Raw genomic sequence first — 16,584 nt, 5'->3', positions numbered from 1 at the left:
GAGCCATATATAATTGGCCCTTAGAATAGTTTAACAATTAACTAATTATTTATTTATTTAATATAAGCATTAATTGTGTCTGCACCCTCTTTATGTGCGTGATAATAAACCCTTAGTTCTCCCTTTGAATCAAGATCATATCTTGCTTCTTCAAGGAGTCCATTTGCTTCACCTGTCATAATTGCTTCAATTACAGCAGGCTTTCTTAAAGATTTAAATGCACCATATTCACCTTTTAAAGCTTCAATTACATCATCTGCACATGCTTCTTTAACTGTTGTAAAATATTTTAATATTGCATAATTAAGTGGTCTCATTGCACTAATCCTCCTTCTTTTTTAATAAATCCAATGGATTCATAGAAATCATTAGGATACCAAAAATCATAACGATAGCAGCCGCCCAAGCAATTGGAGGAAGTCCCTTTCCTGGTTGTCCATCGAATATACCTAATACAATCCAGATAAAGAATGGACCCCAGAAAGAATATGCTCCATTACATGCCATACCAAGAGCAGCACCACACATGCTGTTTCCCTTGTACCATAGGCTGTATGCATATACTGATGCAAAACCACTAATGATAAAGAAGATTAATGATGGCATATCTGTTACTACATCACCAATTAGTTCACCAGCAAGTCCAATTCCGCCACCTGAAAGGATTCCCCAAAGCGGTACTAAGATGATTAGGTTTGTAAGACCTGATGTACACTGACGAATTGTAATACCGATTTCATAGTCAATCATGGAAGTACCATAACCTGCTACGCAACCTTCAATACCCCAGCCAAGAGCTGCGATAAATGCAATTAAGATACCCAGCATTAGACCTGCTGGAGCATCAGCACTCATGCCTGTTGTTCCAATCATGATACTTGCGATAATACAAATTGCAACACCGGCCATCATACGAGCATTTAATTCTTGCTTAAATAAAACTCTTCCTAAAATAGCACCAATAGCAGGGCAAAGAGCAGTAATAGGAATAATGATTGAACCTGCCATCTGTAGGGATACAACATATGCTGTACTTGCAATAGGTCCGCCAATAAGAGCCGCTACAATCATAACTGCACCAGGCTTAGTTTTTATTGTTCTGAAAAAGTCACCTAATTTGCCTTTTACAGCGGCAATCAGGATACACCAAATGCCACTGATTGTGTCATTAAGTGCACTACCTAGAGCTCCCAGCATGTAAATCATAACAAATGATGAAAGAACAGTTCCTCCTACTGTAGTACCTACATATAAATTGTTTGCCCAAACACCTTTTGCCATACCTAGTGTCATAAATGCGGAGTACAATCCATAACATATACCTGATAGAATTGCAACTGTAATACCTTTTTTAAAAAAACTAGATGATAACTTTTTTTTCGCAGTAATTGCTTTTGCATTAGCTGCTCCTGAAACTTCGTTCATAAAAATAAAACTCCTTTCACTCAAACGTACGAACTACGTTCTACGTTCTCTTATGTATTATCATTAAATAAAAATTTATAATGACCTTTAATAATCGACCTATTTTGTCATTTTTTGATTTTTTGATACATTTTCAGTTTTATTATGTCCTAATGTTATAGTTTTATTATATCCCAGCATTAGCATTTTCTATACTTTGTATTTGAATTATACGCCTTGCCCTAAGGGGGAATGTCAACAGATATTTTGACAGTATTTTTTTGTTGTTAAAACACTTTCAAATTATACAAATTAAACTAACTTTTGTTTATATTTCGATTTTAAAAGTATTTCTTTGATAAAAAAACACACAAACATTACCCTAAGGGGAATGTTTGTGTGTTATAGAAGTTACAAAATGCTATTATAATCTCAAATCGCCTACAGTATATAAGCAAACTTATGAATTCAGTTTACTCTGCTTATAATAATTGAAGCTTGAGCTCTTGTAGCTGTATCCTTTGGTCCAAGAATTGTTGATGATTCTCCAAGTATAATTTTTTGATTAAATGCCCAACGCACAGCCGTCTTAGCATATGCTGATGTATTTGTCCAATCCTCAAAATTCTGAATGGCCATACCTTCTATATTTGAAACATCTTTCCCCATTACTTTTGCATAATTATAAAGAATAGTCACCATTTGTTCTCTAGTTATCGATGCATTCGGGCTGAAGTTTACTGTAGTCGTACCATTTACAATTGAATTTTTCTTTGCCCAAGCAACGGCCTGTGCGTAAGAGCTATCTAATGCAACATCTTTAAACGCTGCATCGATTTCGGTGAATTTTTGTCCACTTAAAGTGTAAAGCATTTCAACAAACTGAGCCCGAGATACAGCCGCATTCGAAGCCGTAAAATCATCAATCCATATCGGATTCGTTACAGCATAATGTCCAGCTCCATCTACAGCAACGAAGCTGTACCATAAATTCTTTGTACCAATATTCTTCATTTCATAAGTGAAGTCAACTGGTTCAGCAGTGTCATAATTATAGGAAGCTACAACTTTTCCCATGCTATACACATCAATTCTCTTCAATGTATTAACTGCTTGCACACTTGATTTGAATGTAAACGCTTTTTCTTTTGCAACATTATAAGTTTCCCCAAACATTACACTTTCATCCAATGTAAATAGTGGTCCCATTGTTGCATAAGCATGACCCGATGTTAAGGCTGCAAGATATGCATCAGCATTTACATCTCCATTAATGTGTGCATACATTCTAATAATTCCTGGATATAATCCCGATTTAACATCATGCTGGTCTGAACCCGCACTTAAAAACTTTTTCTGACCTTTATTCCAATAAACATTCATTGCATCTGTCAAAGCTTTTGCATCCATATTTTTTGCGTCGGCCAAATCCAAGGTTGATTGAAGTTCAATAAGATCAAAATCATTAGTACCCTTGTCATGTCCTCCGATAACACCATCTCTGTTTAAAAAGAAACCATAATCGGTATAAGGATGGTTCACTACAACTACTGCATTCATGTTATGACCTTTGGCAATAATCTGCCCAGGCTTTAAAGATGCACTGATTGGAGTAGCTTCAGTTTCTGCCTTAGAATAGTCTACATTTAAGATACCCCAATGTCCCCATCCCGGAGAGACTTCAAGACTTGGAACTACAGATCTTCCAACTGATCCAGCCAATTTAACCATTTCAGCATCATTTTTAACAGAATCATGGTCTGAAACAAGGTTGAAATCTAGTTTTGCACATATTTGAGCAATAAATAGCTGATCTATTGGAGTAGCACCATCACCTATACTTGAATGTTGGTGATTGTCCATATTGTACCAGTTCTTTAATCTTGGATTTATTATTTCCTTTATTACTAAATCTTTTGTATTAACATATTTTTCTCCAGATGTGATTTTTACATCACTAACGGTAACTTTTTTCGATTCATAATCAGCACCGTAAGAGGCAGTAAATGAGATTGTACCTGCTGGAACATCAAAATCTGCAACGTATTCTCCATTCACTAAATTTGTAAAATATACTGAACTTCCCAACATCTTTATATCTGTTGGTGCACTTGACTTTACTTCAATCCTAGCAGGAATATTTTTTCCAGTCTGATCCGTTACCTTAAGTGTGGCATGAGCACCCGCTTGAAGTGCAAAATTTAAGTTCTTGTTATCTGCGGTTCCATCCTTAACAACGACAGCCTGTGCATTAGAAGGTGTACTTCCAAGCGACTCTGCATGAATGCTATAAGTTCCATCAGGAAGCTTAAAACTATATTCACCCTTTGCATTTGTCATAGCCCACGCAAGAGGGGCAGATTCTATTTTTACAACTGCTTTATCATCATTCGCCACATAGGATCCACTTTTATATATAATTACAAAAGCATTTTCAACAGGTTTTCCTTCATTATCTACGGCTTTACCTGAAATCGTATCAGCTTTCATTGCAAATTTTTGTATATCACGTTCTACGATTGGTGTTGTTGAAGCTGTGTCAGAAACTAGCATTTCTCCATTAAATGTAACCGTCTGCCCTCCCGCAATAGTTACTCTTTTATAAATATCCTTGTATCCAGATGAACCTTTATAGGTATCAGCATCGTCAAGCTCTACCGATACACAATATGTTGAATTATATGATTCCTGACCATATGTAGCCACAAAGTTCGCAAGAGGTTCCTTAACTCTTGAATCGTTACCTACCCGAATGCCAGTAACCTTAGTATCCGGATACCAGCCAAATGGTCCATACATATTTGCGGCTAACGTTGAAATAGAATAACCTGCATTCATAGCTTCATATGCTTGATTATCTACCGGGTTCTTCATAGTTGTTACCATCTGAATGTAATCTTTTCCATCCTCCAATATATACTTAGTAGTAACATCAAGGGGTTTATCATGCCCTTCTTTGTAATACCTTGTTTTGGCGACTACTTCAATGTTGGTTGCATTCACTTTATAACTAACTTTAACATCATCTTCTAGTAAGTCTGTTCCCTTATATGCAGCTGTTGCTGTCCAGTAGTTATTTAAAAATTCCACATCATTAACTAAGTCCACTCCAAAAATTGGGTCACCTGCACTGGTTTTTCCTTTAATCTTAGCCACATCCAGTATGCTTCCTTTTGTCATGTTCCAATAATTTGATGATCCAACAGCAAAAGACGCTGCAATTTTGCTGTTATAGATAGTGATATCTTTTGCATCATTTGCCATGCCTTGGTCGATAGGTGTGGTTCCTTTTACCACCCCACCTTCGGCAGCAAATACTGGAGTTGCGAAAAGCAGCATTGCACCTAGCAAACCCATTGTTAACATTAAGCCTACTCTAAATTTCATTGTAACCTCCTAGTTTTAATAATAAATGCTTCAACGAGTTAATTATAATCATTACCCTAAAGGGTAATGTCAATAGTATTAGAGTCGGAATTTTTTGATAATTTTAAATTCACTGATTAATGGCGTGTTTTTGAGGTTCATAACGTTACTATTTCTTATTATTGGAAATTTTTCATCCTGCACATGTTGAGGATATTACAACTCTATGTTTCATATTCCTTATGAATGAATTGTTATTTTGTTGCAGTATTTAAATGTCATTTAAGTTGTTTGTTGTTTAACAAAAACAAAAACATTCCCCTAAAGGGAATGTTTTTTTCTTAATATATTAATATAAAAAAATTTATTCTACTCTCTTGTAACTCTAATCATAACCTCCGTTACAAATTGTTCTTCATTTCTTGTAGTCCAATAATCTGTAACATACCTTTCATAGCACTCTTCTGTGCATTTATAGCCATGGGTTTCAGCCCATAGACAAATTTTTTCATAAGCGTCATAAATATTTACAGGACTACCTATATGGTAACATGAAGCAACCATATATCCTCCCATTTTTATCACTTGCTCTTCTTTGTACTCCAGAATAGGCTTCTGCATTATTTTAACTTTTTTGCAATCTCCATTCATTTTTTCTCGAAAAGAAGGGAAATTAAGCAATACAGGCCCTGTAATTTCATTTTGAATACTCTCCAGATAGTTTGTCCAATCTATATTTATAATTGATTCCCTATAGTTATAATTAAAATCCTGCTCCATAAAACAATAAGTAGTAGCATCAATGTATTTTACAGCCACTTCATGTACATGATTCTCAATTACAAGCTGTGCTTCTAATATCAGGTCATACCAGTCTTTTACTGATGTATAACTATTGTGGATGTTGGCCTCTAATTCCTTTAGTTCATCAATTTTTCGTCTAAACTGCCTTTCTATGATGCCATACGTATTCCCTTCGAAAAGTGCACGCATTTCTTCTAGTTTAAAACCCATCTGCTTATAATATTTTATAACTGGTAAAGATAATAAAGTTGTTCTATTATAAAATCTATAGTTGTTGTCATCGCAAACTTTGTCAGGAGATATAATACCTATTTTGTCATAAAATCTAAGTGCCTTCTTTGATATATTACAAATTTTACTGACCTCGCCTATGGAGTAAAATTCTTTTTCCTCCATAAAATTCACCTCCCTCGAAATTTAATGCTATTAGTATATCACATTTTTTTTCATACACAAGTTATTTTTTATACGCTAATAGGTACAACTTTTTATGGGGTGATATATGATTTATTTATAGATAGAGACACTTCCATCCATACCATAATGAAGATAATTTGCAATACAGTCTACAGTTCCAAACCACATACCTGCAGTACCTAAATTAGGCCTCCATTTATGATATAACTCAAAATTGTCAAAACCAATATATGCATCAGATCCTACTTCGGATGTTTTAAGATTTTCGATTTTAGCTCCCTTCGATTGTGAAAAACAATTGGTACCATCAAATACCTTAGACATTGCCATTGATATTACAGCCTTTGCACAGGTACTACTAAAGTCTGCTCTATTTGAAACTTTTCGTACAACCTCACTACCATCTAATTCAATCACAATATCTGCTTGGTCTTTGGATACATTTTGTGCATATAACTTTAAGTGATGCGTGGAACCTTGTTCCAAAAGAACATCTTTACCGTTTAACCAAGAGTCACCCTGCCTCATAAATACTGTCCACTTATTGTATCCTGGATGTGTTGAGTCTTCAATAAATTGAAAGCCCCCTTCTACATTGCCAATGTCATTATCCCAATCTAAGCCAAAATACACATAAGGGCAGTCTCCCTTTTCTGCAATACTGACCATGGGTAGTGTAATATCTCCCTCAATCCCATCGAATCCATCAAAATTAAGCTGTTTACGAGAAAATATACCTGTTGTACCACCATTAATCGTTGATGTAGTAAGTTTATTGGCAATAACAGTCTCAGTCTTGTTATCCCAGTCAACAGTGTATCCCAATGCTTCCATCACAGCTCGAAGAGGCAGATAGGTTCTGCCATTTTGTACTGTGGCAGCACTTTCTGTAACAAGCTTCTTCTGGTTTACATAAATATATTTTTGGTTAATCAGAACTTCCACCTTAATGTTTCCCTTCATTAAAGAAACTTTTTGTGCCTCCTGATTCCAGTCTACCTGACAATCTATAGAACTTAAACATGCCCTTAGCGGCATCATTGCCCGACCATCTTTACTAATATAAGGCAGTCCTGTATCCGTGTTAAAGTCTATATTTGCGTTATTAATCTGGAATTTTGGGACTTTTGCTGTAGTTGCAGTTGTAGTTGCCCAAACAGAATTTGATAGAATCAAGCTTAAAAAAATTACTCCAAATAAAATTCTTCTTTTCATTGTATTTCCCCTTTTATTCACTACTGTACTCTGTTGATTAATTCATCACCTTTGCTGCATCATTTGTAGGAGGCAGGCAACTGTGATTTTTACAAATATAAAATGTGGTTTGATTATTGATAATCTTATATTCTTCTGTTTCATGTTCAAGAATCCTTATATTTGAGTTAAGCTTAGTTTTTCCTCTTAGATTCCTCAAGTCCTCTTCATCTTTTAATACGCAGACAATATCCTCTAAGGGGTTTAAATACATAGATAGTGCCATAAGGAAAAAGCTATATCCAGCAGGATATTTTTGAGCTGAAAAAGACATAAATTCAAGCTGATTCTTTGCTTTTTCTTCAAAATCTATGTTCTTTGTAATATGTCCAAGTTTAACAAGGTTATAAGCCATTACTGAATTACCACTAGGAATTGCGCCGTCATAAGTCTCTTTGGGCGTGATGATAAGTTTCTGGTTTTCTTTACCATAGAGATAAAATCCATCATGTTCTTTATCATAAAATTCATCAATAGTCTTTTTGCAAAAAATAACTGCTTTATCTAAATAACCGTTATCTAGTGTAGCTTCATATAGCTGAATTTGTGCAAAGATATAAAATGCATAATCATCTAAAAATCCTTTTGACGAACGAATTCCATCACGAAAACTTACATATAGTACATTCTTCTCCTGTAAATTCTCTCTAACAAACTGATCTGATTTTTGTGCTGCTAAAAGATATTTTTCTTCTCCAAATACCTGATACATCATTGCAAATGCTGCAATCATTAGTGAATTCCAAGATGTTAATATTTTATCGTCAAGGTGAAGCTGTGTTCGCTGCTTTCTATATTGATAAACCTGAGGAATATATTGATAAAATCGGTCATCAATAGTAGAATTGTTCAATAGATTAGGTATGTTTCGTCCTTCAAAATTTCCTTTTTTAGTGATTCCATAATACTGGTTAAACTGCATTCCCACTTCATCTCCAAGCAAGTGTATGAGTTCATCATAATCAAATACATAGTATTTGCCTTCTATGCCTTCACTGTCTGCATCCTGTGCACAATAAAAGCCTCCCTCAGGATGTGTCATTTCTTCTAGGATATATTTTGCCGTTTTTTGGGCTACTTCTCTATATATTGATTTTTTAGTTAAATAAAATGCTTTAGTATAGCTCATTATAAGAAGTGCATTATCATATAACATTTTTTCAAAATGCGGAACAAGGAAATACTTGTCCGTAGAATATCTTGAAAACCCATAGCCAATATGATCAAATATACCACCTCTATACATTTGTATCAGAGTTGTTTCAACCATTGACAGTGCTTTTTTATTATGCTCTGTTTCATAGCAGTTCATTAAAAACAATAAGTTATGTGGGGTTGGAAACTTTGGAGCATCACCAAAACCTCCATAAGTTTTATCAAAACTATGACCAAAAAGAAGTATTGCATGATCTATTAACTTACTATCAGCTTTCTCACTTTGCTTCTCAGAAGTACTTAAATGTTTCACAATTTGCTCAGATGCATCTAAAAGCTCACGTCTATTCGTTCTCCAATTTTCACTAATCTTATTTAACAATTCCTTAAAGCCAATCATACCATAACTGGTCTCTTTTGGGAAATAGGTTCCTGCAAAAAAAGGTTTTTGTTCATAATTCATAAAAATGCTTGTAGGCCATCCGCCGCTTCCAGTAAGCATTTGGCACACTGCCATATAAATACTGTCAATATCTGGGCGTTCTTCTTTATCTACTTTAATTGATACAAAATTCTTGTTCAATAATTCAGCTACCTGATTATCTTCAAAGCTTTCATGAGCCATTACATGGCACCAATGACAGGTACTATAACCAATTGAAAGAAATATAGGTTTGTCTTCGGCTTTTGCTTTTTTAAAAGCCTCTTCACACCACGGATACCAATTGACAGGGTTATGGGCGTGCTGCAATAAATAAGGAGATTTTTCATTTATTAATTGATTAGTTCTTGTATTATTAAGCATAACATTACTTCCATTCTTTTCGTATTTCTAATTATTTTACCCATATTATTGGAAAGTAATAAAAAAAATTAAGGGATTCCTTAATCGTTAAGATACTATTATGGTCAGTGTTTTTGAGGCCTAGTTTTATTCTGTTGATGTAGGCTTTTTCAAAGATGCACTTTGACTTTCCTGCAATTCACGTTGTGCCGCAATTGTAGCTAATGTATCGCCAAGCTGGTTTAGTGATGAAGCCAATAGACTCAATTCATCATCATTTGGTGTTTGGTTTGCAATTATAATGGCAAGTGCAGTTATAGCGGATACTAATTCGCATGAATTCATGAAAAATCACCTCATTTCAATTTATGAAGATTTTAAAAAAATATTAAAATAATTTTTAGAGTGTGATTAACAGCGATATTTTTCTGCTGATTTCTTAGATCTATGGAAAGTATACTTGACATATCTATTCATTACCGTTATACTGAATCATGTTAAGTTAACTTTCCATGTTTGAAGAAAGGAAACCGAATTTGAAAAATAGATTGGAAGAAATCCGAAAGCAAAAGGGCATAAAGCAGGAAGAGCTTGCGGTAGACTTGGAAGTATCAAGACAAACAATAGGTTCACTTGAAAATGGGCGATATAATCCGTCCATAGTTTTAGCATTTAAGATTGCCCGTTATTTTCAAATGAGTATTGAAGAAATTTTTATCTATGAGGAGGATAATACAAAGTGAAAAGAATCATTTCATCAAATTTACTGACAATTTTAGGATTATTGCTGCTTGGAATTGGTTTATACCTTGTAAAAACAGTTCCAGATCCGCAAGGCATTTTTCGAGCCTTGCCTTATGTCTGTGTCGGGCTTGGCTGCGGAGTTTTTGGCCATGGCATGGGAAATATCATCAGCCATAAAGCAATAAAAAGCAATCCAGATTTGGAAAAACAGCTGGAAATAGACAGGAACGATGAACGAAACATAGCCATTGGAAATCGCGCAAAAGCAAAAGCTTACGATATGATGATATTTGTCTTTGGGGCGTTATTGTTTGCATTTGCTTTAATGGGAATTGATATGATAACAATTTTGCTTATGGTATTTGCATATCTCTTTATTACCATCTATGGAATTTACTATCGATTCAAATATGATAAAGAAATGTAGTAAAAAAAGATTAGGGCTAACCTAATCTTTTTTCTATACTTTTATTTGTTTATAAATTTTTATATATGAATTTTGTGTTCATCATTGCCTTAACACTACTTACACATGTTTATATTTAACATTCCTTGCCTTTGTAATTCTAATTTTATTACGGTTAATATGTCATGTGCCGTTGGATAGGTTTTAAATATTTTATTCTTCTCAATCATTAAGCTTATGTATATCAATATTGGCAGATTATATCGATTTAGTATGGATCGGCCTTCTTCGATTTCCTTTTCAATCATATATTTCATTTTCTCTTTTTTAGCATAATACATTTCCATTTTATATCTTTTATCTAATACACTCATAAATACTTCTTTGTCTGATAAATTAGGATTTAATTCTTTTACATCTATGTATACTGTTAAGGTTTCATTTAAAGTTATTCGCCAACTCTCCAGCCCGGTTAATTTTATTATTATTAAAAATATCAATAAAATTCCAACCATACAGATTAACCCAATCATAGAATTTAAATCAAGCATAAAATCGCCTCCTACAGTATTAATCAATTGCCGTGTATCTTAAGCATATTATTACATTAAATATTCAAAAAGTAAATTAAAATATAAATAATATAAAAATTGACAAACTAAGGCTTCAGACTCTTTCTGAATTCTAATTTGTCAATTTTTTTGCATCAATTTCTTTATATTACAGCTATCTTTCCAATCAATATTATTTCTTATCTTAGTTTAAACTTTATAAGTTCTTCTTTTAGCATATCTGCCTGTGCTGTAAGCTCTTCGCTTGCAGCCGCACTCTCTTCTGAAGTGGCTGAATTGGTTTGAACAACAGCAGATACTTGCTCAATTCCTTGAGAAATCTCAAGCATTGCATTGGCCTGCACATCAGAAGCCTGTTCTATTTCACGGATCTGTTTCTCTACATGTTCTATCTGTAAAGTTGCCTCATCAAGAACTTGCGCTGTGTTATTTGCTATTTGCGAGCCTTCAGACACCTTTCTAATAGAGCTTTCAATTAGCTGAGTAGTCTGTTTTGCCGCATCCGCAGATTTGGCAGCTAGATTACGCACTTCTTCTGCAACAACGGAAAAACCTTTCCCTGCCTGACCAGCTCTGGCAGCTTCAACCGCAGCATTCAGCGCTAAAATATTAGTCTGAAATGCAATGTCATCAATTACCTTGATGATTTTCCTGATTTCGCTTGAAGATGCTTCTATTGCTTCCATAGCTGAGAGCATTCCTTTCATCTGCAGGTTACTTTCCTTTACATGTCTTGTTGTACCATCAATAAATTCAACTGCTTGTAGAACATTATTGCTATTTTCTTTTACCTTTTGTGATACATCAAAAATAGAAGCAGATACCTCTTCTATAGTACTTGCTTGTTCTGTTGCTCCCTGTGCCAATTCCTGTGCTCCACCGGAGACTTGCCCAGAGCCACTTCGTACTTGTTCTGCTGAAACTTGAATGATGGAAAAGAACTCGTTTAAAACATTTAAAATTGTATTCATTGATGTTGAAATAGGAGCAAAATCTCCAGCATAATTTCTTATACTATCCATAGAAATATCCTTCTCAGATATTTTACCCAATGCATAAGAGATTTCACTAACAACATTCTGAAGTGATGTGAAAACAGATCTAAGAGAATCTGCTAATCTGCCAATCTCATTTTTTGACTGGTAAGTAATTTCCGCACTTAAATCTCCTTTAGAAAACTGTTCTGTAGCATAAACTAATTCATCCAAAGGCTTACTAATTGATTTTACAATCACTAGACATAATAAGATGCAGGCAACAACACCTATTAAAATCATGCCGATTAATATTATTGTTAAATCATAAGTAAGTTTTTCATTAGAGGTGCTTTTGCTTACAGCATCACGATTACTGTTTTTAAAACACTGATTATATGTACCTACAATCTCATTGGCTTGCTCAACGCCCTGAGTCATACTAGTCTTTGCCTGCTCTAAATCACCTTGTGCTGCAAAGTCTAATGTTACTTTTACTCCTGTCAGATAATTGTCACTATAAATCTTGCCAGCTCCTTTAACTAAATTTATGCCCTCTGCAATTTTAAGAGTAGATAAATATTTAGTCTGATTTTCCAAAAATGTTTTATTGTACTCATCAATCTTGCCTTCAATTTGCAGGATTTTAGAACTATCTCCAGAGTTTAGGACTGCATTCCTTTCTTCAATCTGAATTGCCTGTACAGACTGAATCATTTTTGCCAAGTAATCCAACGGTTTTGTCTGCTGATCATATAATGACTGATCTGCCTCACTTATCTGGCTCATTCCAAATATTCCTATACTACCAACAATACAAGTAACAATTATTGATATTAAAAATCCAATTTGAAGTTTTCTGGAAATCTTTAGATGTTTCATCAATTTAATTATACCTCCTTACTACATTTCCCTATAAAGATAACTTCTGCATTTTTAGGAATATTGGAAAAATTGCCTAATTAGTATATCGGTATAATTTATATTAAAATTAGTGTCTTATGAATATTCTTATTTATTAATTAATTTTCAGTTTACTTCTGCAATTTGCCAGTTTTCAGTCCTTTAAGTACTCAATGACACCCTTCCACATGGCACTTGAAATCTCTTTATTGCCATCATCACCCATTTCGCCAGCCATTTCTTTTACTCGGTTAATGTTGAATCCATTCTTTAAGACTGAGGATTTCACTATTCCAGGAGATAGTGCCCCACAGGAGCATCCATATATGCACTTAAGACACCAGATACACTTGAATCCAAATTTTACTTTTCCGTTATGCATACTGATATTTTCTTTCGGGCAGTTTTTAATGCATTGCCCACATCCATTACAACTATCAGAGGCATAAATAAATCTCCCGAATACTTTTGCACCAAAGTGCTCCATTCTACCTGCCGCCGCATAAATTCTGTCTTTAAATTCCGGCTCAACTGTATTATGATTGCCTGATAAAATATCCGATATAATGGACTCAACCTTTACGGGCAGTACATTAATCAATCTGACCGATAGTTCCTCTGGAGTTTCAACACCGAAATTAGAAGGCATAACAATCATTTTTTCGTAAACCACATCATAACCTTTTCCTTTTAAAATACGTTTACTTCTCATTCTGCATGCCGTATTAGGGGATACTTCCCCTCCACCAGATACTGAAATAATCACCGCTTTAGTATGTTCAACATGGGGCAGCCCCGCAAGCCACTTTTCAACAATATCTGCTAAACCGAAAGCATATACTGGAGAAAGTATAATCAGTAAATCTGTTTCTTCCGTGTAGCTGGCAGTATTACATGAAATCTTTGTTTTCGTAACGTCAATTCCACTTTCTATCAGCTGCTTTTCTAAACAGTCAGCAACGGTTTCTGTGCAGCCTGTTCCTGAAAAATATGCAATCCTTATTGATTTATAGTTTGTATCCATAAAACTTCTCCTTAAAAATATGAATCAATATCTTATAATTATATAATTGTCTCCTCTATTTATTATATAATTGATTCCCATTTAATTCAATCAAACAGCATGATGAGATTTTCAATCCGTAAACAGCATAGTATGCGCCATGCAGGCATTTTTTTCTTTTTTCCTTAAAATCTTAAAGAATTCTTCCTGTGTCATTTCTCCTATTTTTATTTTATATGGATAATAGTAATATATAATTCCAGGAACCGATATATTCAGTAACGTCATTATATTAGGACATCCTTCAGGTCCCATTGTTATTTTCATTGCATTCTGAGAAAAGTAGTGATCAATCTTTAATCCTACAAGCTTGCTTGCCATAGTTTCAATCAATTTGCATTCCTTAATGGGGTATCTGTTAAGTTCAATTTTTGCATTAATGATTTGCATCTGGTCCATGTCTATTTCCAGTATAACAAGAATATCATGTTGTTCATCTGTTAAATGAGATTCTACAATCCAGATATTTCTGCCTTCCTCTTTTTCGTAATACTTGACGTTAAAGTCACGTTCTGTAGCTAGTTTCATAAATATCTCCTTTCAATCGTATATACTCAGCGCTGAGTATATGCGTAAAAATTAAAGGGGTTATATCCCCTTTTCAATTTCTTTTAACCATTTCAATTCAGCTTCTAAATGGTAAATATGATGATTAAATATTGCCCTTGTACCTAATTTACCGCCTTCTGGTATGACACATAAAACATTCTGCTGGTGAGCAATGATATGCTTCAGTTTTGATTCTATGGTAAGTATTGCGGATTTTATTGATTCACAAAACTCATTTTTATCCATTCGGTCTTGAAAAAAGATTATCCCATCAAAGGGTAATTCTAATTTCAATTCTTCTGCCTGCATTTTTTTTAAGAGTTCATAAAAGTACTGCTCACCGTTCGGGGTGATGCTATATACCTTTTTTTCAGGTCGATTTCCGTCTTTTTCATAGGTGGCTGATATATATTCTTTTTCATTAAGCTTATCTAAATGATAGTATATCGTTGGAAGCTTAATCTGGGCAAAATCTGAAATCTGCTGTTCCACCTTTTGCATTAACATATATCCATGCTGAGGCCCATACCGAAGTAAAAGACCTAAAACGTAAAATTGAATTTTCATTTACCCTCCCAAATAGTCAGTACTGATTATTTATAGATTATACGTTATTAAAGGGACTGTCAAGAGTTAAAATAATATTTTCTTTCCTCTAAAATGAAACAGGCAGTATTTTTTACCTAAACAAAATACTGCCTGTTTATTGAATTTATTTATCAGTCTTTGATGTTGCGTATACACATTTTCCTGCTTGGCTGAAAGACATATCGTAACCAAAAGCCTCAAGTATAGGACGCGCTGGCAAATAGGTTCTTCCATCCTTTATTACCGCTGCAGTATCCATAGTTAATGTTTTCCCATTTACCGAATACTCATTACTGCCGATATTAATTGTAATATGTGTTTCATTCAGGTCTGCGCTAACAGAAGAAACCTTTCCTCCTGCATTTGAAGTGTAATCAATATTTGCTCCAACAGATTCAAGCAGCTTTCGTACGGGAACAAGGGTCCTGTTATTTTCATCAATAAACGGCATTCCCATTCCATCCTTGGAACTAAAGATTAACGGTTTATTATCAATAACTACCCCAATATAATGATTAAGATCCTCACTGCTCAATCCGCCCATGGCTGCAAGAGTGTCATCTATCATAGATACTACACTGGTTTCATCATAGGTATCTTCATTAACATCAAAGAGCATAACCCCTCCAGCTTTTCTGAGGGCAATTACAGTTTTTTCACGAAGAGTGTTAAGTCCGTTGTAGGTTGATTCAAGCGGCTCTGTTTTAAGATAATCCTTATAAGCATTGGATTTATCCATATCTACCAGAAATCTGTATTGCTGCCAGCTTGGCCTTGCATATAGAGGCATCCCTAATACCAATTTTTCTGCTGGTACATTTCTGTAGGTTTTCCAATAGTTTATAGTTGTGTTTGCATACCATATAGGGCTATGATTGGGATCAGTCTGTAAATCGTAACACATTAGATTGATAAAATCAAAACACCCTAATGTTTTGTCAGTAACTCCTTCCAGTGCTTCCCAGACTTTTTTACCATCTGTACTTCCAGTTCCCGGTAATGCCGTAGACAGCCCTTTACCCATTGGTTTCAGCTTTTCGGATAACTGGACAATGGTTTTTTCGTAATTGGCGCTGGTACTATACTTTGGATACTCCCAATCTATTTCAACACCATCAAATCCATACTGCTCTACAACAGCTATAACATTATCTACAAAAGTTTTTCTTAGGCTGTCATCTGCTGCAATTTTTTCAAACACAGGAAATAGAGGTGTTCCACTTTTGTCCCTATAGCCTCCTATAGAAACATATACTTTCGTTTCCGTGCTGTGGCACTTTTGAATCAGCAGTTTTAACTCTTCTGGTTCTTCAAAAGGTTTGCAGGTACCATCCTCTCTAGGAATCACAAAACCGTACATAATATGTGTAAGTTTTTCAGATTGTAACTTTTCCACTGGTACATCAAACCATTCTCCACAATAATATCCAACTACTTTAAACCCATCTGCACGCTGATTTGTACCAACGTTGCTGTTGTCGCTAGCAAAACCTGCAGCAGGCAGCAGCATGGCAATAATCATTGCAAATATAACCGTAATCCTAAAAAAACAAATACTTTTTTTTATTAGTCCCATTTTCCTATTCCTTCTCTTTCACATA

At 34.6% G+C, this 16,584-nt stretch carries 15 protein-coding genes; 2 read left to right on the top strand and 13 right to left on the bottom strand.

The genetic code is table 11. The features are described from left to right. Positions 1-53: 53 nt before the first annotated feature. The 7 genes from RTW14_RS04020 to RTW14_RS03990 form a co-directional block, all read right to left on the bottom strand. Positions 54-317 (bottom strand): hypothetical protein, encoded by a 264-nt coding sequence (locus RTW14_RS04020; RefSeq protein ID WP_312648401.1) that lies wholly within the window; start codon positions 315-317, stop codon positions 54-56. Between the two features lie 4 nt (positions 318-321). After that, positions 322-1,425, bottom strand: a complete 1,104-nt coding sequence (locus RTW14_RS04015; protein WP_312648400.1) for a hypothetical protein — start codon at positions 1,423-1,425, stop codon at positions 322-324. Between the two features lie 447 nt (positions 1,426-1,872). Continuing rightward, complete coding sequence (locus tag RTW14_RS04010) at positions 1,873-4,791, bottom strand: CehA/McbA family metallohydrolase (RefSeq protein ID WP_312648399.1); 2,919 nt, start codon at positions 4,789-4,791, stop codon at positions 1,873-1,875. A 348-nt stretch (positions 4,792-5,139) separates the two neighbouring features. Further along, positions 5,140-5,970 (bottom strand): MerR family transcriptional regulator, encoded by an 831-nt coding sequence (locus RTW14_RS04005; protein ID WP_312648398.1) that lies wholly within the window; start codon positions 5,968-5,970, stop codon positions 5,140-5,142. A 111-nt stretch (positions 5,971-6,081) separates the two neighbouring features. Beyond that, positions 6,082-7,206, bottom strand: a complete 1,125-nt coding sequence (locus RTW14_RS04000; RefSeq protein WP_312648397.1) for a stalk domain-containing protein — start codon at positions 7,204-7,206, stop codon at positions 6,082-6,084. 37 nt (positions 7,207-7,243) lie between these two features. Then, a complete protein-coding gene (locus RTW14_RS03995) occupies positions 7,244-9,205 on the bottom strand; it encodes a thioredoxin domain-containing protein (RefSeq protein ID WP_312648396.1) in 1,962 nt (653 codons plus the stop codon). A gap of 126 nt (positions 9,206-9,331) precedes the next feature. Next, positions 9,332-9,529: a DUF6774 domain-containing protein gene (locus RTW14_RS03990; protein WP_312648395.1), complete on the bottom strand. Its 198-nt coding sequence runs from the start codon at positions 9,527-9,529 to the stop codon at positions 9,332-9,334. Between the two features lie 191 nt (positions 9,530-9,720). Here RTW14_RS03990 and RTW14_RS03985 point away from each other — a divergent pair, with 191 nt between their 5' ends. Together RTW14_RS03985 and RTW14_RS03980 are read left to right on the top strand one after the other, a co-directional pair. Then, positions 9,721-9,927, top strand: coding sequence for a helix-turn-helix transcriptional regulator (locus RTW14_RS03985; protein ID WP_312648394.1), 207 nt, complete (start codon positions 9,721-9,723; stop codon positions 9,925-9,927). Then, a complete protein-coding gene (locus RTW14_RS03980) occupies positions 9,924-10,355 on the top strand; it encodes a DUF6442 family protein (protein WP_312648393.1) in 432 nt (143 codons plus the stop codon). Before RTW14_RS03985 ends, RTW14_RS03980 begins: the two co-directional genes overlap by 4 nt. A 95-nt stretch (positions 10,356-10,450) precedes the next feature. Here RTW14_RS03980 and RTW14_RS03975 read toward each other — a convergent pair whose 3' ends face one another. The 6 genes from RTW14_RS03975 to RTW14_RS03950 all read right to left on the bottom strand — a co-directional run bounded on the left by RTW14_RS03975 (position 10,451) and on the right by RTW14_RS03950 (position 16,559). After that, on the bottom strand, positions 10,451-10,885 hold the full coding sequence (locus RTW14_RS03975) for a hypothetical protein (RefSeq protein WP_312648392.1): 435 nt from the start codon (positions 10,883-10,885) through the stop codon (positions 10,451-10,453). Positions 10,886-11,085: 200 nt separating this feature from the next. Beyond that, positions 11,086-12,762: a methyl-accepting chemotaxis protein gene (locus RTW14_RS03970; protein WP_312648429.1), complete on the bottom strand. Its 1,677-nt coding sequence runs from the start codon at positions 12,760-12,762 to the stop codon at positions 11,086-11,088. A gap of 175 nt (positions 12,763-12,937) precedes the next feature. Then, positions 12,938-13,807: an EFR1 family ferrodoxin gene (locus tag RTW14_RS03965; protein WP_312648391.1), complete on the bottom strand. Its 870-nt coding sequence runs from the start codon at positions 13,805-13,807 to the stop codon at positions 12,938-12,940. Positions 13,808-13,918: 111 nt separating this feature from the next. Beyond that, the gene (locus RTW14_RS03960; RefSeq protein WP_312648390.1) at positions 13,919-14,374 is read right to left on the bottom strand and encodes a DUF2889 domain-containing protein; all 456 of its coding nucleotides are present in this window, start codon (positions 14,372-14,374) and stop codon (positions 13,919-13,921) included. A gap of 60 nt (positions 14,375-14,434) precedes the next feature. Continuing rightward, entirely contained in the window at positions 14,435-14,962 is a 528-nt protein-coding gene (locus tag RTW14_RS03955; RefSeq protein WP_312648389.1) for a PadR family transcriptional regulator, read from the bottom strand. 145 nt (positions 14,963-15,107) lie between these two features. Continuing rightward, positions 15,108-16,559 (bottom strand): glycosyl hydrolase family 18 protein, encoded by a 1,452-nt coding sequence (locus tag RTW14_RS03950; RefSeq protein ID WP_312648388.1) that lies wholly within the window; start codon positions 16,557-16,559, stop codon positions 15,108-15,110. Positions 16,560-16,584 lie beyond the last annotated feature (25 nt).

This window comes from Aminipila sp. (assembly GCF_032051575.1).
Taxonomy (GTDB): Bacteria; Bacillota; Clostridia; order Peptostreptococcales; family Anaerovoracaceae; genus Aminipila.
This window is presented reverse-complemented; position numbering and strand designations above follow the sequence as displayed.

What these genes read in the sequence shown, in the direction of transcription:
- RTW14_RS04015 (WP_312648400.1), bottom strand. Translation starts at nt 1,425, where the DNA reads ATGAACGAAGTTTCAGGAGCAGCTAATGCAAAAGCAATTACTGCGAAA.
- RTW14_RS03955 (WP_312648389.1), bottom strand. Translation starts at nt 14,962, where the DNA reads ATGAAAATTCAATTTTACGTTTTAGGTCTTTTACTTCGGTATGGGCCT.
- RTW14_RS04005 (WP_312648398.1), bottom strand. Translation starts at nt 5,970, where the DNA reads ATGGAGGAAAAAGAATTTTACTCCATAGGCGAGGTCAGTAAAATTTGT.
- RTW14_RS03975 (WP_312648392.1), bottom strand. Translation starts at nt 10,885, where the DNA reads ATGCTTGATTTAAATTCTATGATTGGGTTAATCTGTATGGTTGGAATT.
- RTW14_RS03960 (WP_312648390.1), bottom strand. Translation starts at nt 14,374, where the DNA reads ATGAAACTAGCTACAGAACGTGACTTTAACGTCAAGTATTACGAAAAA.
- RTW14_RS03950 (WP_312648388.1), bottom strand. Translation starts at nt 16,559, where the DNA reads ATGGGACTAATAAAAAAAAGTATTTGTTTTTTTAGGATTACGGTTATA.
- RTW14_RS04010 (WP_312648399.1), bottom strand. Translation starts at nt 4,791, where the DNA reads ATGAAATTTAGAGTAGGCTTAATGTTAACAATGGGTTTGCTAGGTGCA.
- RTW14_RS04000 (WP_312648397.1), bottom strand. Translation starts at nt 7,206, where the DNA reads ATGAAAAGAAGAATTTTATTTGGAGTAATTTTTTTAAGCTTGATTCTA.
- RTW14_RS03965 (WP_312648391.1), bottom strand. Translation starts at nt 13,807, where the DNA reads ATGGATACAAACTATAAATCAATAAGGATTGCATATTTTTCAGGAACA.
- RTW14_RS03995 (WP_312648396.1), bottom strand. Translation starts at nt 9,205, where the DNA reads ATGCTTAATAATACAAGAACTAATCAATTAATAAATGAAAAATCTCCT.
- RTW14_RS04020 (WP_312648401.1), bottom strand. Translation starts at nt 317, where the DNA reads ATGAGACCACTTAATTATGCAATATTAAAATATTTTACAACAGTTAAA.
- RTW14_RS03990 (WP_312648395.1), bottom strand. Translation starts at nt 9,529, where the DNA reads ATGAATTCATGCGAATTAGTATCCGCTATAACTGCACTTGCCATTATA.
- RTW14_RS03970 (WP_312648429.1), bottom strand. Translation starts at nt 12,762, where the DNA reads ATGAAACATCTAAAGATTTCCAGAAAACTTCAAATTGGATTTTTAATA.